The organism is Bacteroidota bacterium, assembly GCA_016711505.1.
Classification (GTDB): Bacteria; Bacteroidota; Bacteroidia; order AKYH767-A; family 2013-40CM-41-45; genus JADKIH01.
The window spans coordinates 114,061-133,212 of record JADJSV010000017.1 but is presented as its reverse complement, the minus strand read 5'-3'; the positions used below and the strand labels follow the sequence as shown (position 1 = coordinate 133,212).

The 19,152-nt window shown below is 36.2% G+C and carries 10 protein-coding genes and 2 pseudogenes; 3 read left to right on the top strand and 9 right to left on the bottom strand.

Annotation, left to right across the window (positions count from 1 at the left end):
• Positions 1-432: 432 nt before the first annotated feature.
• The 4 genes and pseudogenes from IPL24_14150 to IPL24_14135 all read right to left on the bottom strand — a co-directional run bounded on the left by IPL24_14150 (position 433) and on the right by IPL24_14135 (position 6,952).
• Positions 433-2,472 carry a TonB-dependent receptor gene (locus IPL24_14150; GenBank protein ID MBK8364752.1) on the bottom strand — a complete coding sequence of 680 codons (2,040 nt, stop codon included), beginning with the start codon at positions 2,470-2,472 and terminating at the stop codon, positions 433-435.
• 95 nt (positions 2,473-2,567) lie between these two features.
• A pseudogene (locus IPL24_14145) lies at positions 2,568-3,625 on the bottom strand (DNA topoisomerase IB).
• A gap of 46 nt (positions 3,626-3,671) precedes the next feature.
• Entirely contained in the window at positions 3,672-6,470 is a 2,799-nt protein-coding gene (locus IPL24_14140; GenBank protein MBK8364751.1) for a T9SS type A sorting domain-containing protein, read from the bottom strand.
• Between the two features lie 185 nt (positions 6,471-6,655).
• Positions 6,656-6,952: a DUF493 family protein gene (locus IPL24_14135; protein ID MBK8364750.1), complete on the bottom strand. Its 297-nt coding sequence runs from the start codon at positions 6,950-6,952 to the stop codon at positions 6,656-6,658.
• 31 nt (positions 6,953-6,983) lie between these two features.
• Here IPL24_14135 and IPL24_14130 point away from each other — a divergent pair, with 31 nt between their 5' ends.
• A complete protein-coding gene (locus IPL24_14130) occupies positions 6,984-7,190 on the top strand; it encodes an RNA-binding S4 domain-containing protein (GenBank protein ID MBK8364749.1) in 207 nt (68 codons plus the stop codon).
• Positions 7,191-7,433: 243 nt separating this feature from the next.
• On the opposite strand, the gene IPL24_14125 is transcribed toward IPL24_14130, so the two are convergent.
• The 4 genes and pseudogenes from IPL24_14125 to IPL24_14110 all read right to left on the bottom strand — a co-directional run bounded on the left by IPL24_14125 (position 7,434) and on the right by IPL24_14110 (position 10,849).
• Positions 7,434-8,330 carry a hypothetical protein gene (locus IPL24_14125; GenBank protein ID MBK8364748.1) on the bottom strand — a complete coding sequence of 299 codons (897 nt, stop codon included), beginning with the start codon at positions 8,328-8,330 and terminating at the stop codon, positions 7,434-7,436.
• A 2-nt stretch (positions 8,331-8,332) separates the two neighbouring features.
• Positions 8,333-8,722 carry a hypothetical protein gene (locus tag IPL24_14120; GenBank protein MBK8364747.1) on the bottom strand — a complete coding sequence of 130 codons (390 nt, stop codon included), beginning with the start codon at positions 8,720-8,722 and terminating at the stop codon, positions 8,333-8,335.
• Between the two features lie 4 nt (positions 8,723-8,726).
• Positions 8,727-9,023, bottom strand: coding sequence for a hypothetical protein (locus tag IPL24_14115; GenBank protein MBK8364746.1), 297 nt, complete (start codon positions 9,021-9,023; stop codon positions 8,727-8,729).
• A gap of 234 nt (positions 9,024-9,257) precedes the next feature.
• Positions 9,258-10,849 (bottom strand): annotated as a pseudogene (locus IPL24_14110) (DEAD/DEAH box helicase family protein).
• Positions 10,850-11,063: 214 nt separating this feature from the next.
• Here IPL24_14110 and IPL24_14105 point away from each other — a divergent pair.
• A complete protein-coding gene (locus IPL24_14105; protein MBK8364745.1) occupies positions 11,064-11,750 on the top strand; it encodes a hypothetical protein in 687 nt (228 codons plus the stop codon).
• Positions 11,738-12,154 carry a hypothetical protein gene (locus tag IPL24_14100; GenBank protein MBK8364744.1) on the top strand — a complete coding sequence of 139 codons (417 nt, stop codon included), beginning with the start codon at positions 11,738-11,740 and terminating at the stop codon, positions 12,152-12,154. The genes IPL24_14105 and IPL24_14100 overlap by 13 nt, the downstream gene beginning before the upstream one ends.
• Positions 12,155-12,208: 54 nt before the next feature.
• Here IPL24_14100 and IPL24_14095 read toward each other — a convergent pair whose 3' ends face one another.
• Positions 12,209-19,063 (bottom strand): hypothetical protein, encoded by a 6,855-nt coding sequence (locus tag IPL24_14095; GenBank protein MBK8364743.1) that lies wholly within the window; start codon positions 19,061-19,063, stop codon positions 12,209-12,211.
• Positions 19,064-19,152: the final 89 nt, after the last annotated feature.

Sequence of the window (19,152 nt, the reverse complement as noted above, 5' to 3'; positions counted from 1 at the left end):
TGTTTGTATTGGAGACTTAAAATTATATGCCTTTCATGCAGTTTTTAGTCTGAATTCTAGCTTATTTATGAGCAAAATTCGTTTCTATTCTGATTTCAAGGATTACAGTCAGAAGTTAAAGGTCGCAGGATCATTTTAACTTTATTGACGGCTGATATTAACTAAATGTTGTGCAATGTCAGAATCCCTGTAAGTACTATGTTTAGTGATGTTCAGGGGATTCGAATTGATGGCCAATTTCAGGATTATTCGGGTAATTCAAGCCAATTGAATTATTAGTTCATTTAAAACCCATGATGTATGGGAGATTGTTGTTAAAATTGATTTTCTCTTTTTAAAATTCCACAATTCCTCCAAAAAGCAATTAAACCTCGTTCAATTTTGGAAACTGTTTTCTGTCAAAGCCCCACTATTCATTTTTAATTATTCCTGTCAATATTCAATACTGATTCCTGCATAGAAACTTCGCCCCGGTGCAGGGTTATAATATCTTCCGCCAAAAGCATTCAGATCATAACCTGAACTGTAAAATTCGTTTGTGACATTTTCAAGTTGAAAATAAATTGTCCATAAAAAAGTTTTTCCTTTAAAATATTTTTCTGCTTTGAAGTTTAACAGATTGCATTCAGGGGATGAATCAGAGTTTAGATCGTTCAGTAAAATTTTACCTGTGAAAAAGTGTGAAATTGAAAAATTCCATTTCTCTTTTTTAGATATTTCTAATGAAGAAGAAATTGTCTTTTCAGGAACACCTGTTAGTTTTTTTCCTGTCAGGTCAGTTTCTCCTGAAATAAAATCTACAAATCGGAAATCATAGAGTGTAATTCCATTACCAATGTTTAATGAAATAAAATTTTCATCAGAGACTGAGAAATTAAAATTTGTTTGAACTTCTAATCCTTTCTGTGAAGTCTTTCCGCTATTAAGAAAAAACTCAGTATCATCTGACAAAGTTCTTCGGGAAATAGTATTTGACAGAACATATTTAAAAACAGAAATGTCAGTATAGAAAAATTTATTTTTTGTTTTAACCCTGATACCGGCTTCATGATTCCATCCCGTTTCCGGTTGAAGATCTGTATTGATAATATTTCCTGATGGCCTGAGTTCAGCAGTTGTTGGAACTGAATAGCCTTTTGAAAGGACACCGCGAACAATTAAAAAACTTTTCGGTGAATATGAAAGGGAAAATTTAGGCATCAGTTGAGCTTTGTATTTTATCTCCTGATCTATTTCGTCTGGAAAAATACTTCTAATGATTGCTGAATTCTGATTTTGGCTCACACTGATTTGTCCGCCGATTTTATCGCCAATAAATATATGTGCTGAACCGAAAAGCACCAGATATTGATTGGTGATCTTGTCTGATGAGATCAATGAACCCCTATTCCCTGAATTGTTTTCAAAATTATTTATGTTTGATTGTAATTTTGAGAATTCAATTCCTGCAACCAGTTTGTATCTGAACAAATTTACATTTTTGTTTTCTGCCATGAACCATGATCTTCCGTTTGCACCGCTTTCTATTCTTGTTTCATAATTAGTGATAAAAGGATTTTTGAAATCTGTGTAAGTTGTACTTGCGTCAATTAAAAAAGTGAATCGTTGATTAATTTTATATTTTAATTGCGCACCTCCCCAACCGGTTCTGTTTTCTATTCCTGAGTGTTGATCTCTCGCTGAAGGAAGAGTAGCTGTTCGGGGTCTTGCCTGTCTTGGATCATTTTCGGCCTGAAGCATTGTTAAACCGCCGGGTGTTCTATAGTTGAGGTTAGAAAAAAATCCAAAAGCATCAAGAGATAATTTTTCCGACAGATTAACATTATCGTAGATCATAGCATTGAATTTTTTCAGAGCACTATTCATTCTGTAACCATCATTCCTGCGATAGCTTTCAAAAATAGTAAGTCTGTGTTTGCCTTTGATCAGGTTAGCTCTGACTGATTGATATGCTTCGCCGAAAGAGCCGCTACTGAGTTTCAGTTGCAGAGCTAAGGTATCTGAAGGGGGAGCAAGTAATAATCTGGTAACTCCGCCTGAATTAGCACCGAAAATACTTCCATCCGGACCTTTCAGAATTTCAATCCCGGTAAAAAGTGTGTGGTCAAACAAATTGAAATAAGTATTACCACCGGCATCTGTTAATGGAAATTCGTTGAGATAGAACTTTACATTCCTGATACCAAATGGAGACCTTAACAAACTACCTCTGACAGAAAATCGATAACTACCCGGAGATCTTTCTTCCATTCGGATTCCGGCTTTCAAATTAGCCACGGGGATGAGTGACTGGTCACGTGAATTGTAAAGATCAACACTATCAATGACAGCGGATGAAACCGGTTGATAAAATTGTTCTTCCGGTTTGAAGTAAGAAGTTATTACAATCTCTTTTAGATTGGATGATATAATTGTGTCTTGTCCATAGATGTTTGTTGCAAAAAGTAAAAGATGAATGAAGATTTTGTACAATTTTATTTATTTTGTTTAATGAAATCCGAGTACTATGTTTGAATTAATATCATTGGCATGGTTAAAATTAATATTTAATTATTTGATTAAAAAATTTAGGAAGCTGCACTTTTAACTTTCAGAATATTAAGCATTATTGCTTCTTCACCACTTAATTTTGTAGCGACATTTTTAAGTGAAACATTTTTCTTTGTTAATTCAAGCAGTTTGTTGTTTTCATATAATTCCAAAACAACAGGATTAACATAGTATTTCTTGCAAACGGTTCGTGTGTTACCTAGTTTTTCACTTACAAAATCCAAAGCCTCTACTATATTTTTCTTTGCTACCGTAAGAGAAGGTGCAACACCGATTTTTTCAAGGCTTCAAGAGCGTGTAATGTTCCGGCCCAGGTTCTGAAATCTTTTGCTGAAAAATCTCCTCCCGTAGCTTCGTGGATGTATGAATTGACCATTCCGGAATCAACCTTATGATGTTTCCCTTTTTCGTCAAGATATTGAAAGAGTTCTTTCCCCGGAATATCACGACATTGCTTGACGATCTTAGCAATCCTTTTATTGTTGAGTTTTATCGTGTGCTGAATTCCCTTTTTGCCTTTAAAGCAAAACGTCATTGATCCGGAACTGATCTTAACATGGCGATCTTTTAATGTTGTCATTCCATGTGATCCATTCTGCTTCTCATAGCTTTCGTTTCCGATACGGATGTACGTTTGTTCCATCAAAGTTATAATAGTTGCAATGACTTTGCTGCTTGTTAATGTTTTTTGTGAAAGATCAGACCGAAGTTTGCTTCGTAATTTCGGAAGAGATTTTCCAAAGTCAAGCATATGTTGGAATTTCGTTTCATTTCGAATTGAATTCCAGTTTGAATGATAACGGTATTGCTTTCTGTGTTTAACATCATAACCGGTTGCCTGAATATGGCCATTCGGAGATTTACAGATCCATACATTTTGCCATGCAGGAGGAATTGCCAGCTTTTTAATTCTTTCGAGTTCTGATTTTGTGGTAAGTGGTTTGCCTTTATAAGTATATTTAAATCCGGATTTATCGGATATCCTTTGAATTCCTTCAGTCTTGTCATTAATGTAACTAAGTTGTGCTGCTTTTGCTGATCCTTTATGATCATAAAATAGTCCGGAAGTCTTCATATTCGGATATGAAATTAAAAACAGTGCCAGTAAATTTAAATAGCCACTATTTACCGATGATCAATTGATCATAAAAAATTGTTGCTTCATTTGAAACAGAAATTGTATATAATCCGCCCGGTAACTTCGAAATATCAATTTTCATGATTGTTTCGGTCAAAGGAGCAGTTAAAATAATTTTTCCTGTTATGTCAAAGATCCGGAGTGTACTTTGAGAAGTTGCAGCTTTTTGTTCGATATAAAATACTTCATTCGCAGGATTTGGAAAAATGCTGAAAGTTGAATTTTGTGAAACTGAATGAGTGGAATTCAGCAGGTATGTAAATAGTGAAGAAGTAAGATTACAACCTTCGTTATCATACACGCGGACACCGTAATCGCCATCCTGGGTTGCATTGATACTTGGAAAATTCCCTGACAAGATTAAAATGCCATTATAAAACCATTCGTAGTTATGTGCATTTGAATTTGCATAAAGCATGTTTCCGTTACGGGTAATTACAGGTTCAATGAGATCGCTGATCTCAATCAATACATCAGAAAAAGCAGTACATCCATTGGCATCAGTTGCTACAACATGATAAATGGTAGATAAGGATACTGCTGCAATCGGGTTTGAATCTATATCTGAAATTAAAAGAGCGCCGGGTGTCCAAAGGTATTGAAGATTTCCAGTTCCTCCATAAGCAGTAGGCGTTCCTCCTAATAAAACTTGTCCTGCAGTACAAAGGTAGAGTGGTGTTCCTGCATCAGCTATCAATTCAGATGGCTCTGTGATAGATAAAGTATCTATGTCTTTGCAACCTATTGAATCAGTCACAGTGATGACAAAAGTGCCTGCAGGATATTTATAAGTTCCGGTTCCATTATATGGTAGCATGCCTCCTGATGCTGAGACTGTAATTTCTGCTGAATCGCCGTAACATAAGATCGGATCTATTGCAGTGGTCATGACCGGAAGGTCAATTACATGGACAATTGTTTCAATTATTGAATCACAACCTGCACTATTCACCAAATTTGAAATATAAGTTCCCGCTAATTCAACAATGTTTCCATCCGGTAAAATGTAAGCTGAGCCATTGCAAAGATCGATTTCTTCAAAATGTCTGATTGCCGTTGGAATAGTGATTCTGAATGTGTCAGATCGCATAGAACAGTAAACTGAATTACTGTACTGGCTACCGTGACTTGCATATGAAATTGCAAAATATTCACCGGCATCAGTCACTACGATCTGATTTGTATCCGGTAATACGATTCTTAAATTATCTTTATACCAGGCGTACGAATTATTCAAATTATAAGGCAGAGTAAGCGTAACACTTCCCGGGCAGCCACTCGAGTCGACCAATAATTCTGGTGATGTGATCAATGGTAATACCGAAAACGTTGCTGTGTCTGAAATTCCATTATTGTCGGTCAGCATAATTGTATACTCCACTGTGTCGGTTATAAAAATGGAAGGATTGAGAATCGTGTCACTTGATAGACCTGTTGCAGGGAACCATTGAATGTGATAAGGTGCACATCCACCTGCAATGACCAGATTAGGCTGATATGCCGATGAATCACATGTTGCAATATTTTTCTCCCATTCAGGTATGATTATAGTTGGCGTTGAGTTGTTATAATGCGAATAGCTATCATAATAATAATCATCCGAAACCATTGTCCAGCGATAGTGATTGTAGTTTGTTAAAAATCCTGTAGAGTCATAAAGATATTGCGAATCACCTCCACACGGATTTGTACACCCGCCGTGATATTCTGTTCCGGTTAATTGCAATGTAGTATTGTAAAACAATTCATTTACAACATCACGACTGAAGTCTGCGATCATCGTATCACCGGGTGTGGAAATTTCCATGAAGTAATCGCCGCTTACAGTTCTTTTTGTAATGTATGCGTTATCCACTTTGTCTTTGTCTTCAGAATAAGTGTAAAATTCGTAGTAATCGCTTGGAGCAGGATGAGCAAGAGTAAAAATCTTGTTGAAAGTAAAAACAATATTTTCTGAAGAATCAATTTCGTATGCAAGAGAATCATAGACCAGATTTCCATTCAATAATTTTGAATTTGTCTTGTCAATATGAATACTCCAGTCGTTTGATAACATGGAGTAGTTAAGTAGTCCATAAAATAACCAAGACGAGTTTATTGTATCCCAGTAACTAAGTTGCGCTGAACTTCGGATTGAACCCGAGTAATTAAAATTGAAAAGTGAATCATTCTCCCAACTATTCATTGCATTTCCACTTGCGTATCTCTTGGATTGAATTTGTCCGGATAAGTAATTTATTTCAACTAAATTAATTTTGTTCCAGATTCCGGAATTTATAGTGAAAGATTGTGTAAGTATTAGTTGGTCCTGGCTGTCATATCCATAGGATTTATAGTTAGTGCTATCCCATGAAGAGCCATTCCATATCCTTGAAGTTTCCTGGCTTAGTTTTCCGGAAATAGTATAGTTAAAAGTTCTTGAAAGTTTATTGGTCCATCCGATCGTACTTCCTCTAGATGTTATTAACTCTATTACATCACCATTTGCATTTTCTACTGTGTCGGTCCTTTCCCAGAAATCAGTTTGGCAAATTGTATTTGACCAGACGCTATTGACTGCTTGCTGTTGTTGACAGTTTTGAACAATTCCGGAATCCCTGTCGAATAATGAAATCGTTATGGAATGACTTACATCACCACTATTGTTTCTGGTAAATAAATGAACAATGGTAGAATCATTTTCGCAGCCGCCGGTATTGCCTTGGCAAAATGATGCAGAAAAATTCAGTGCGATAAAAACAAAAACGATGCGGAAAAAGTAATTTTTAAATGAGGAGTACATTGTAATTTATTTACAGCACTTTGTATTCAGATCCCTTTTTTAGAAGAAGGAATCGTAAACGGGAAAATCAAAGTTATAGTGTTATATGACATTCCGCAAAAAAATGGTTTCATTTAAGAGATGTTAATGGCGAACATCCTTAATCGGAGGGTGAATTTTTGAACAGTTCCTCTTGAAAACGGTTTTCATAAAGAAATCAGGCCGTCGATCTCCTGCATTTCGAGATATTTGTTGATGATTGAGTCAGCATCAAGCATGACTTCTTTAATAGTAATACTCAGGTATTTTCCATTTGCTGATTCTTTTTTGGTGATTACTGATTCATCAGAAAATTTCGATTCCACCAAAGCCTGCTTTTTATTGTCAGCAGGAATAATAAATTTAAACATATAGACAATTGGCCAGGTTTTGGTTTTGTTAAGTTCATTCCGAAGGTTGTCGAATTGTTCGTTTATTTCCATGGCATAAAGATAATGAATCATTTTGTTCTTATTTTTGTGTAAACAAAATGAAATGGAAGAATTTGAGATCACCGGTGATAATATTCACCTGAATCAGTTGTTAAAATTACTTCACTGGTGTGAATCAGGTGCAGATGCAAATGCTGCAATTGAAAATGGTGAAGTGAAAGTTAACGGCGAGGTGGAATTACGCAAAAGAAATAAGATCCGGAAAGGAACCAAGGTTGAATTTGATGGGCAAACGGTTCTTGTGAACTAACGGGGTGTCCGGACCCGGCTTGGTGATACCAGGTTACTCACTATTCGTAAAAAAAAGAGGCATGCTTTTTATTTAACTTTCTAAAAACTCACAACTATGAACGGATTATTCAAAGGCCTTATAGCAGGTTATAGTGCAAAAAAATTAGGCGGAGGGTGTTTCAGTACAATACTGATTTTTGTTGTTGTATACTACCTTCTCGGACAATGCAATTAAAATCAATTATTAATAATTCGCTATTAGTTATAAGCTGAATACTCTCGAAATATTAAATCCAAGTCTTATTCCCATATCATTCCATTTGGAATCTGTATGGGTTAAAAATTGATTTTCAGTTATTCCAAAACTATTTGTAAGATGTATTTGAAATACATGCCCGCCGGTTTCAAGTTCATAACCTATTGACATGCTATCAAAATATTTTACTTCAATCGAATAGTTGTTTATTCTGTAAGCATATTCTATTGTAATGGCTGAACGTTTAGTGAACTTAAATCTAGCTGCACCGGAAACACCGAAACAATCATTTCTGTCATTAATATTGTCCACTAAGTTGTAATGGACAAACCACGGGTTAATCTGAAGGGAAAAATTACTATTGAATTTTCTTGCAGCAATTATTTCAAAGCAATATGATAGTCTGTCTGCGCTATATTGATATTTATTAAAACCTGATGTAGGGCTGTTGTCAACTTTGAGCGCTGTTCTGTAAATTCCGGTAAACAAAGTAATAGTTAAAGGCATTTTGTTATCATCAGTTTGCCTAAACCATTTATATTTTAAGAATGCATTCGTCATTTTTTCATAGGATGTTCTTCCAATTCCGATCATTAATCTTCCGTCAAAACTATATTCTAAACCTAAATGTATGTTTGCCGGACCATCAATTCCCCATGCATTATATGCCTTGCTGTTGATCGGTCCAAACCGATGTGAGATTCTGAAATCAAGGGTTCTTTTTCCAAGTACTTCAATTGTATGTTGATCTATCAATCTCGTAGCCTTGAAAGTTGAAATTGTCAGGTTTGATCTGTTGTTTGTAGTGTAAAATATTGAATCATTGATATCCTGACTATGAGCTACTATGCCAATCAAAAGTAAGTTCAGAATTAATAAGATTTGTCGAAATATTATTTTCATAATTAATTATTAGGAAGTCCTCTGTTCAACCAGGCGTGTATTTTTTGAATATTGCATTCAGAGATCTTAGCATTAGAATTAAGTGGCATCCATTTAGAGGAACTAATTGTCGGATCGTGAGTAATTGTTTTAATAAAGGTGCCGCTGGAATTGATAGTTGAAATAACAGAGGAGTAACTATCAAGTCCATAATTGCTTTGTGAACCCGTTGATGAATGACAGGCGTCATTCTGACTCCCACAATTGTGCAGCATAATGGGAAGTATGTCTGCTGAAAAAGAAACGACACCGGTTGTGTCGCAAGGTTCTGTTCCGGGATTCAGTTCATCTGCATTATCATAATAGCAACTATGAAGCAAGATCAATATTAACAGGGAGAAGATGTATTTCATTTAGTTAATTATTTTTTGCTCCCTGTTCGATCCAGATATAAACGAGTTTTATCTGATCTGTAGATAAAGGTGGAAGTGGATCTGGCGGCATTGCATCTACAAACCCATGATTACTGATAGTTTGATATAAGTTGCTGCCATGTGCATCTCCGGCTTTTATTTCACCGCCACTCATAACTTCTTCGTATGTCACTAGCGGGAATTCTCCTCCATTGTTACTATGACAATTGCTCTGTGTGCAATTTGCAGCGAGTATTGGATGAATGTCATTTGCAAATGAGACTTCCTTTAATGTTGACAAATCATTTTTGTGCAGACAAGAAAAAAAGGGAAGTATTAAAATTGAGGAAAATGTTACAAGAATTATTTTTTCATTTAGAATTTCGAAGAGCATAGTAAATGAACAGTCTCCGGAAACTGGACAGTAATAGATGCTCTAAGTCAAAAGTAGACCATAAGTATGTGCGATTTGTGAATAATGCCGTTTAGCTGATAACAATCATGTTGAATAGAATGCCGGCGCATTTTGAATTTGTTATTCAATTTCATTTTCTGAGCCGGCAGAATCAGAACCGGTTTCTGTTTCAATTCCCTTTTGATCTGCAGGTTTGATGTTGTTCATGAAAAGTCCTGCTTTCAGATTTCTTTTATACTCATCCTGCAACCATTTTACATAGCTTTCAGAAGTTTTACTTAAGCAGCGGGCATAAACTCTGACGCGATAATCGATTTCTTCTTTCAGGATTTCAGCCAGTGCTAAAGCCTCGTTTAAATTCGTGCTGTTCTCAATGCACATCTTCAAGTGTTGTGCTATTGATTTTTCGATAACAACTCTTGGACGATGATGGTGATTCAATGCATCTTCGTGTTCTTTCTTAACATCAAAATCGATGTCTGCAGAATTACTGAATCGTTTGCGCAATTCTTCCGGCATTATATATTTATAAGCCAGTTCAATTTCTTCATCGGTTAATATTCCTTCAAGATAAAGTTCAGGTGAACGGAAAATATTCATCCAGTTCACTTCTGCTTCCCATAAACCAAAACGACTCAGGTTGTTTCCAAGATCAATGACATTAAACTCTTTTTTATTTGGTAGAACACGTGAGCCACGACCGATCATCTGGAAATATAGTGTTAATGATTTCGTCGCGCGATTCAAAATAATACTTTCTACAGTGGGTTCGTCAAATCCTGTAGTAAGGATACTTACTGATGTCAGGATTGCATCCGGTTTTTCCCGGAACCATTGAAGAATTTCTCTTCGCTCACGAGGGTTATGAGTGTTGTCGAGATGACGGATATCAAAACCTGCTTGCTTGAATGTTGCATAAACATGTTTAGACGTATCGATACCATTGTTGAAGATAAGTGTTTTTTTACCTAAGCTTTGTTCCTGATATGCACTAAGCAACTTGTCCTGCATTGCGTGATTATTATAAAGTCGTTCACTTGAACTGACTGTATAATCTCCGTTGATGCCGACTTTCAGAGAAGTTAAGCCGACATGATAACTGTAAGTGATAGCACGTGAAAGAAATCCCATTTCGATCAAAGAAGAAATGGATTCGCCTACGATAAGTTCATCATAGTTATCTTTCATCGGCAAATTGATATTGGAACTTAACGGAGTTGCAGTAACGCCAAGTACAACACCTTTGTCGTAAAACTTGAATAGTTTTCCGAATGAATTATAATGCGCCTCATCGACGATCATCAATCCCACGTCATCAATGTCAAGGATTTTATCTCTTAAACGGTTGTTCAGTGTTTCCACCATTGCAACAAAACACATGTAATCATTAGGAACCGGTAATTCCTTAACAGCGCTGTTGATCACTTTATTCTTTACACCAAACTCATTTAACATAGTATGAGTTTGTCCGCAAAGCTAGATCCGGTGAGTCAGGATCAAAACTTTTTGCCTGTGATCTCAATATATCTTCTTGCTATCTCAGAAAAGATAACTGTTTTACCGCCACCCGTGGGAAGCTGATAGAGTAAATTATAATTGGTTGGATGCTCTTTGATTCTTTTCAGAATCTCTTCGATAGCCGTATGTTGGTAGGCATAGAGTTTCTTGCCGAAACTTTGATCCGGATTTTCAAGTGAATGCGAGTTATCCAAGTAATTTGATGTGATTTCGGGACAATTAATTGAATTTTGACATCTGATCAACGTTTCTTTTGATCAAAATGGTCAGAAAGTTATCTGAAAGGCACAAATTTAGCAATAATGTTATGACATTGACAAGTTTTGCCAATTGTATATCAATTAAAATTTTTTTGTAGCAAGGATAATTTTATTATCATTACGGTTATATCATCTAAAGCGAATTTGAATGTTTAAACAGTGTTGTTTAATTGTATTTTTAATTTTAATTCTGATAAAACCGGTAAGATCTGAGAGTTATTTAAAGGTTGTGACGAATTGTAACGATGTAGTTATTTTACTTGACACAACTCATATTCGACAAGCGGCATTATTAAAAGTTAATTCGGGAAATTATATTTTGAAATGCTGGGCACCGAATCATGAAATGACAATTGATACAATCAAGATTTCCGGTGATACAACTTTGTATTTTAAAAAAAAATTGCAGTACACTAATAAATACAAGGTTTATAAAAAGGAGTTGGGTATATACAAAGGTTATCTATTTGGCACTTCTGCCTACGTAGTAGCATCAGTAGCAAGTCACTTCCTTATGAGCGGAATGATGAACAATGCATACGATAAAGCTATCGTTAATAAAACAGCTTATGAGAATGCAATTTCACCTGATAAGCTTTCAGAATATAAATTAGCTTACGAAAAGGATAAAGACAGATATGAAGCTCTTCGGATTTCAGATAATACTCTTAAAATTGTTTCTGTTGGTGTAATAGCATTTGGTATTTATGAAACTATTCTCCATAAGAAGAGGTTGGAAAAAATACAATATCATGAATCTCCGGTACTAGTCAATTTCGGTTTCGGTTCTTACGGCTTCAATCAACCAATGGCAAAAATCGTATGGAAATTCTAAAAAAATACTGGTTGGTTTTTATGAGTGCAATGATCGTTTCATCCTGCACAAAGGACCGTCTTAGTGAAGTGATATATAATCCTTTGGATGTGAATTCCGGAGAGGAAATATTTATTGTTGATAGCTTGGTTGCTTCGACAGCCAGTTCTTCATTCCCTTTTGTGAAAGGTTATTTCCACATTAGAGAAGAGCTTTTCAAAGACCCGTCAATAATTAAAAACGTTGTTGTGTACGAACATTCAATTCATGGTGATATTGCATATACTTTAGCATCAAATCAAAGAAGTTACTTTTTTGACATCAATGTTTCGAATAACAATTCATATGAATTTAGTTTTGGGCTAAAGGCAGCTAATGGAGATCTCTCCAAGAAATCCCGTTCGTATTCTATTTTTGTTCCATGATGTGAACTTTTTCAATAAAAAAATTAATTCATTCGAATATTATTTTTTTGGAGTTTATGGATGAGCGATGTTCAGTAATAGTTGAGCGTTGTTCTCAATTAAACTAAAATCAGAACTTTCAATTTGATGATCTCCTGTAAGGTCCTGAGGATAATAACCGTTGATTATATTCTGAGTTATATTTTCAATCGACGTATAATCACTATTGTTAATTGATCCATCCTGGTTAACATCGCCGCTGTACAATCCAAATATTCCAGTTTGAAGAAGTGCCTGATTTGAACCATATGCTTTATTCGCAGCAGTAGTAAAATCGTAACTGAAACCATTTGCAAGTGTTACTGAATTTGCACTCCAGATTTTCAATGCATTTCTATGTTTCAAGACCAGGTAATAATTATTTCCTGAAACTGAAGACGGAAAAGAGAATTGTGCATCACCATTTGTTTGAAGAATCGCAGTGTCGGTGAATAAGATGGTGTAAGGTGGAGTTGCTTGTGCAAGCTGTAGGACCACACTATCACAATTTGTAGAAACAGCAATTGGATCTATTGTCTTACGCATTGAACCTGCGCTAATATAAAACCCCTGAATGAAAGCTTTCAGATTAACCAATGTTGCACATATACCGGTAAATTCATCTGCACCAATATCCGGAGTGGATATATTGCGGCTTTGTCCATCGAAGTCGAGTGTCTGTCCACTGATTGCAATACCTGAACCTTCAAGAGTGCAATTTCCTGAAGCAAGTAAGTGTAAATCGTTAGTGTTGTTAACAAAATTTACGGCAACATTTTGTGAGTGACTGTCACCTCCCGATACTGATTTCCATCCTGCAAAAGTTAAGGTTGAATTCAATGGAAATGCACCTAAACTATTACTGTTTGAAGTATACAAGTCATTGTAATCTGAAGAGCTGGAAGTCCATGCACCTATGCTTCCGGATTCGTTAACAATTGCAAAGTGACTGCCTGTTCCTGATCTGGTATTATGGAAAATATTATTCTTTAAACTGATAATAACATCATTATTGCTTTGCCAGAAAGCAGATGAACGTGCTGTATTTGAATTAGATCCTGAAATTGAAACTGAATTGTAATAGTAGTTTTTAGAATTTCCGTTTTGAACACTATATGCAACATCATCATAAATTCCATAGATGTCAACCGCATTAGTATTCGTGCCGTTGTTAAGTGAGATCATATTATTAATCAATGTGGTCGAATTTGATTGTATTCCGGTAAATCTGATCCCGAAAATCATGGGAAATGAAGATGTGCTAGTGCAAGTGTTAGTAAGTGAATGAATGCTGTTGCCATTAACATTTAACAACGGTGCCGAATTTCTCAAAATACTGATCGCTGAGATTCCAGTATTTGACAGAGATGAAGTCGTAACTGCTTTCAATCCTGAAATTGAATTTTTAGAAACAGATAAGCCCGAGGTGCCTAAACTTAAATACAAGATTCCATTAATATTGAAATCAGAAGAATTAGAATAAATATTTCCGGAACCAATTGCATGCGATGAGATGTTTTTTACAACATTACTTGAGACTTCATTAATTAGTGAACCTTTTATTCTTGCATAAATTCCAATAAATTTATTTGAAGCTGATGTATTCGTAAGAGTAAAGTTTGCAATAGTATCATATTGAATTAAACCGTTCCCTTCGAAATTAAAGTTCAATGAAATTCCATAATGTGTTGTTGCCGAAGCAATAGAAATGTCATCAGGATTTGTAAAACTACCTATTCTGTTTCCAATAATTGAAACATTTGCTTTTTCGCAGAAAATGCCTTTGAATGAACCGGCATCTACATTTGACATCTTTATATTCTCGATAACATTTGCAGAAAAAACTAACGGCAGAGCTGCATTTTCCAAACTTTCGGCAGTAATACATGTGACATTCCCTTGGCTTCTATAATCGATAGAATTGATAAGATTGTTTGAGATGATTGATGTTGTGGATGTTTGAAAGGGATTCGAATAATATATTCCCAGAAACGATCTCGATGTCGAACCTGTTCTACTGAAAAGTAAATTGCTCAATTTGTTTCCTGAAATTGAGATATTCATTAAGTCTTGCGCTGAAGTATAGTTTATTCCCTTGAATAAAATGTCGCAACTATCACCAAATGAGAGATCATTCAAAACATTTGGATCTCCTATGACATTATCAATAATATCTGTTGGGCAGGATTCCACAACAATCCCTGTAAATGACCCACCACCTACACTAGGTCTTTGCATGTTTTTAATAACATTCCCGGATATAGTAGATTTAGTAGTTGCGTTTAATATTCGGACATAGATGCTTCCTGTTCCGATTGTCCCACTGGTTTCTATCATCGGTGCTCCTGCCGCAAATGGAGCTGTTCCGCCGATATAATTCGAAGAAATTGTTGCCGTGAGGTTTCCAATACTGGAAACAGAAATTGCCTCCGAGATTTTTGTAGTAAGAGAATTGTTTGTAAAATAGATATGATTATTGCTGATATTCCAGTTACCCTCATTTCCAAATAACTCAATTTTTATTCCATCGCTGATATTTACAATTTTATTATTTATAATCTCATTATCGCTGTTCGCTGCAGCACCGTTGCCAGCACCTGAAGAATGAACGGCAATCTCAGGTGGAAAGGGACTTCCATCGCTCCTGTTACTGATGACATTGTTTCGGATAATATTAAAATCATTACCTGTAGTTCCCAGTGAAGAACCTAACAAGATGCAATGGTATGAATTGTTCCCACCTTCAATTGTAATGGCATTAATTGTGTTGTGTGTAGCATCGCTTTTTAAATGAAAATTTGCATTTGCATTTCCGTTAGTTGTATTGCGAACCCTCAAGTATGAAATATTTCCTTGCACACCTCCTGGAGATCCGTCAAATGTTACATAGTCAGCTCCCGTAAACTCAATTAATCCGGAGGTAACACCTACACCAACTCCTGAAATTGTCAACATGGTTGAAACATCGCTTCTTGGTCTGAAAACAGCAGTCGCTGAAGCATTTCCCTGGTAATTAATAATAATAGGAAAAGCTTCTCCTGTACTTGTATAATCATTTTGTAATTCAAAGATCACATGTGAAGTAGGAGCAAATGAATTCAGAAAAGTGACGGCAGCATTAAGTGTTGGAAAGGGAGAGAATTGATTGACATACGATGGACCTGATGGTGCTATATAAGAAGCGCTTGGCCCGATACAATATATCGGTGCACCGCATCCTTCATCAATATAGTTATCGCAATCATCGTCTATGCCATTACAGATCTCTGTTGCCCCAGGATATGCAACAGCTGCTGTATCGTTGCAATCTGTATTGTTTAATGAATAGCCTACAGTAGGTGCGCATAATTGTATTGGAGCAGCGGGATTTCCGAATCCATCGCCATCTGTATCTGCGTAGTACGTTGATGAAGTGGCAACACCAACATTAACAGTGTTAAGCATATTTCTTGTACACGTTGAAGTGCCGTAGGTAGAAATAACAGAATAATTTCCTGTAGCAGTTTTTAATCCGAAACTCAATGAGCTTCCAGTCCCTGCCACAGGAGCACCCACTGGAGTAATTCCTAGGTAAAGTTGATAATTGTAACCGACCTGTGATGAACTCATTCCAATTAATGATCCTGTTCCGGGACTTGAACAATAAGTACCGCCACCGGTAACAGAAAATTGAGAAGGTGTACTGTCATTAACATTTATACTGTTTGAAGTTGCTGAACATCCATTGAAACTTGTCATTGTACAATTATATATTCCGGCAGTTGATACAACTATATTTTGAATAGTAGAACCATTGGACCATAAATAAGATTGATTGGTCGGAGCAAAAAGTGATAAAGTGCTAAAGTTACAGACGAAAGTTGGGGTAGCAGCAGTAATAGAAGGATTTAAATTATCAGCTGATAACCTTATATCATCTATTCTATATTGATTCGTTGGAATGACAGCACTTTGACGGAATCGAATCCTTAAATTGGCAGTTGCAGGAATTACCCCTGTTGCAGTACGATGTTGCCATACATTGGTTCCGGGTCCTATTGGTAAAGTATATGTAAGAGGTTGATAGCTGACTCCATCAGAACTGACTTCAACAATTAGAAGGTCAGCAATTGAGAGAGTGCTGCTTTTGTAAATTCCAAAACTTAACTCTAGTCCGGTTTGTCCGGTAGTATTTATTCCGCTAATTTGAAAATTAAGTCCAGAAGTAATATTAAAAAACACATTTGCATTTCCGGATGCTTGTGAGTAACCGTTGGAAGGAACAGTGACCCTTACATCAGCACTTCCGGTCATTGTGAGACCATCGTTATCAAAACCATTTGCAGTTTCGTGTGCACTTGTGGTAGTTGTTCCCGCAACAATTCCCATTTGTTCGAAGAAGATTGTTTTATTAAATGGTCTTATGATCAGCGAAGGACTGTTTGCAGTAGTAATCGCAGGACTTGAAGAAACGATTCTGATTCTATATCCGGAGTTCGATAATCCGGTTGGAATAGTTGCAGAAATATTTCCTGCTGTTTGCGATGTTAGTGTACCAATGGTGGTTGGGCTTGCAAAACTTCCGGATGAATTACTGAGTTGTGCAGTAAAAACATTTCCTGCGTTAAACAAGTCACTGGTTTCAACAGGAATATTTATAGTGCTTCCTTCGCATAAATAGGTTGGTATTGTGCCAACGGCAAGACTCATACCAGTTTCTATGAATGCTGCATGTAAAGAGTTTATACCATCAAAAGTTGCGTTGTCATGAATTTTTGTAAATGTAGCAGTATTTATATCGTATGAAAAAACAGTTCCTAAGTTATTTGTTCCACCAATTCGTGTTGCGCCATAAAGTTTTCCGTTTGCAGATTGAAAAAGAGTTCCGTATGGAGTATTTCCTGAGGGTAATATATTTGAGAAATCATGAATTTTCGTTCCCGTATTTGTAGAAGTATTGTAACTGAAAATAGTACCGCCATTTAATACACCGCCTATAGTTGTCAAACCATACAAAAGTCCGTTAGTAGCCTGAATCAGACTTCCCCAGGGTTGTGCGCCTATAGTACCACCAAAGTCCAGTTTTTTTGTCAGCACATTTGTTGTAGGATTAAATTCAAATAAGACTCCAAAATTATTTGCTCCACCTAATATGTTCAATCCATACATCAATCCATTGGAGGCTTTAAGTAAATTACCATATGGTCTTTCTCCATTAATTGAGGAATTAAGATCGGCGAGCTTAATATATGTAGATGTTGAAATAACAAATTTAAAGATAACTCCATCGCCAGTTGCACCACCATAGGTTGTCATTCCATAAAGATTACCATCATTGCCTACTATTAGGCTGCCACTTGGCGTACGTCCAGTAGCATTTGCCATATTATGTAAAATAGTAAAAGTAGCTGTAGAAATATCGTAACTAAAAATACTTCCGAAACCACCTGAACCTCCTCCTCTGGTCATACCATACAACTTACCATCAGGAGCCTGAACCAAAGCTCCTTCGGGATTTGAATTTGCCGGAAGATCCACTAGTTTTAATAAAACATTACTTGAAGGATTATAGCTATACAAAGTTCCACTTAAATTATTACCGCCACCTTGTGAAAGGCCATAAAATAGTCCATCACTTGCTTTGATCATTGAGCCGGTCGCGCGACCTCCGACTTGAATAACAAACAGATCAGTCAATTTAACAAATAATGAGGTTGTAGGATCCCAACTGAAAGCTGATCCGAATGGACCGTTTCCATAGCCATTGCACAGACCGTAAAGTTTTCCATTTGTTGCTTGAAGCAGCGCAGTTTGTGGTGAACCACCGGTTGCAGTTCCTGTAAAACTAAAGACTTTTGCATAAGTTGAAGTGTTTATTGTGAAACTGAAAATTGTACCGAAAGGAGTACCACCGCCTGCTGTTCCATTTATTGTGGTTGTTCCATATAGTTTTCCATTACTTGCAAGCATGAGGCTACTATATGGAGATCCACCATTAGTTGCTAAAGAATTATTGAACTCATGCAATTTGGTATATGTTGTTGTTGCATCAACAAAGCTGAATATTACACCATCTGCATTTGTGCCGCCAAGTGGTGTTAAGCCATAAAAAAGTCCTGAAGTAGTTTCAACTAATCCCCCAAGTGGGTAATATCCATTTGCACTTAAAAAGTCAAATCGTTTTGAATAAGTTGATGTTGAAATATCATAACTGAAAATTGTTCCTTGATTGTTAGCACCACCAAGAGAAGTCATACCATAAAGTTTTCCATTGAGAGATTGCTTAAGGTTTCCAACAGTAAACGATCCCGTTGCCATATCATGCAACTTAATAAATGTTAATGTTGAAGTATTGAAGCTGAAAATTGTCCCACCATTATTGAGCCCACCTTGAAAAGTCGTTCCATAAAGTAGTCCATTTGACGCTTGAATCAATCCACCTGCAGGATATTTTCCATTAGTAGATTGGAAATCGAAAAGCTTAGTATAGATTCCTGTTACGATATCAAAACTAAAGATTACTCCGCTGCTAAATGCACCGCCATCGGGTGTCATTCCATACAATAAACCATTGCTTGCTTGCATTAAACTCCCGGAAGGATTTATTCCATCTCCCAATGCGTTAAAGTGGTAAAGTGCAGTGAAAGTTGAAGTCGTAATATCGTAAGAATATATCAATCCTAAATTGTTAAAACCTCCTTCTGTCATGGTACCATATATTTTACCATTGGTTGCCTGACATTGTGTGTTATACTTCGGCGATGCTCCAACAAATCCTGTGACAGGAAAGTTTAGAGCATTTTGATATGATAAACCATCATCAGAGATCTTGTAAATTGCTCCGGCTCCTTCGGTTCCGCCATTAGGAGTAACAGACCAGAGATTTGTTTGGGCATTAGCGTTTAACCCCATCATTATGATGAGTGTTAGGAAGTAAAATTTAAAATTCATAGTAGTGTATGGGTTGGTGTGGTTATAATTTAAAATGCAATTTACTAATG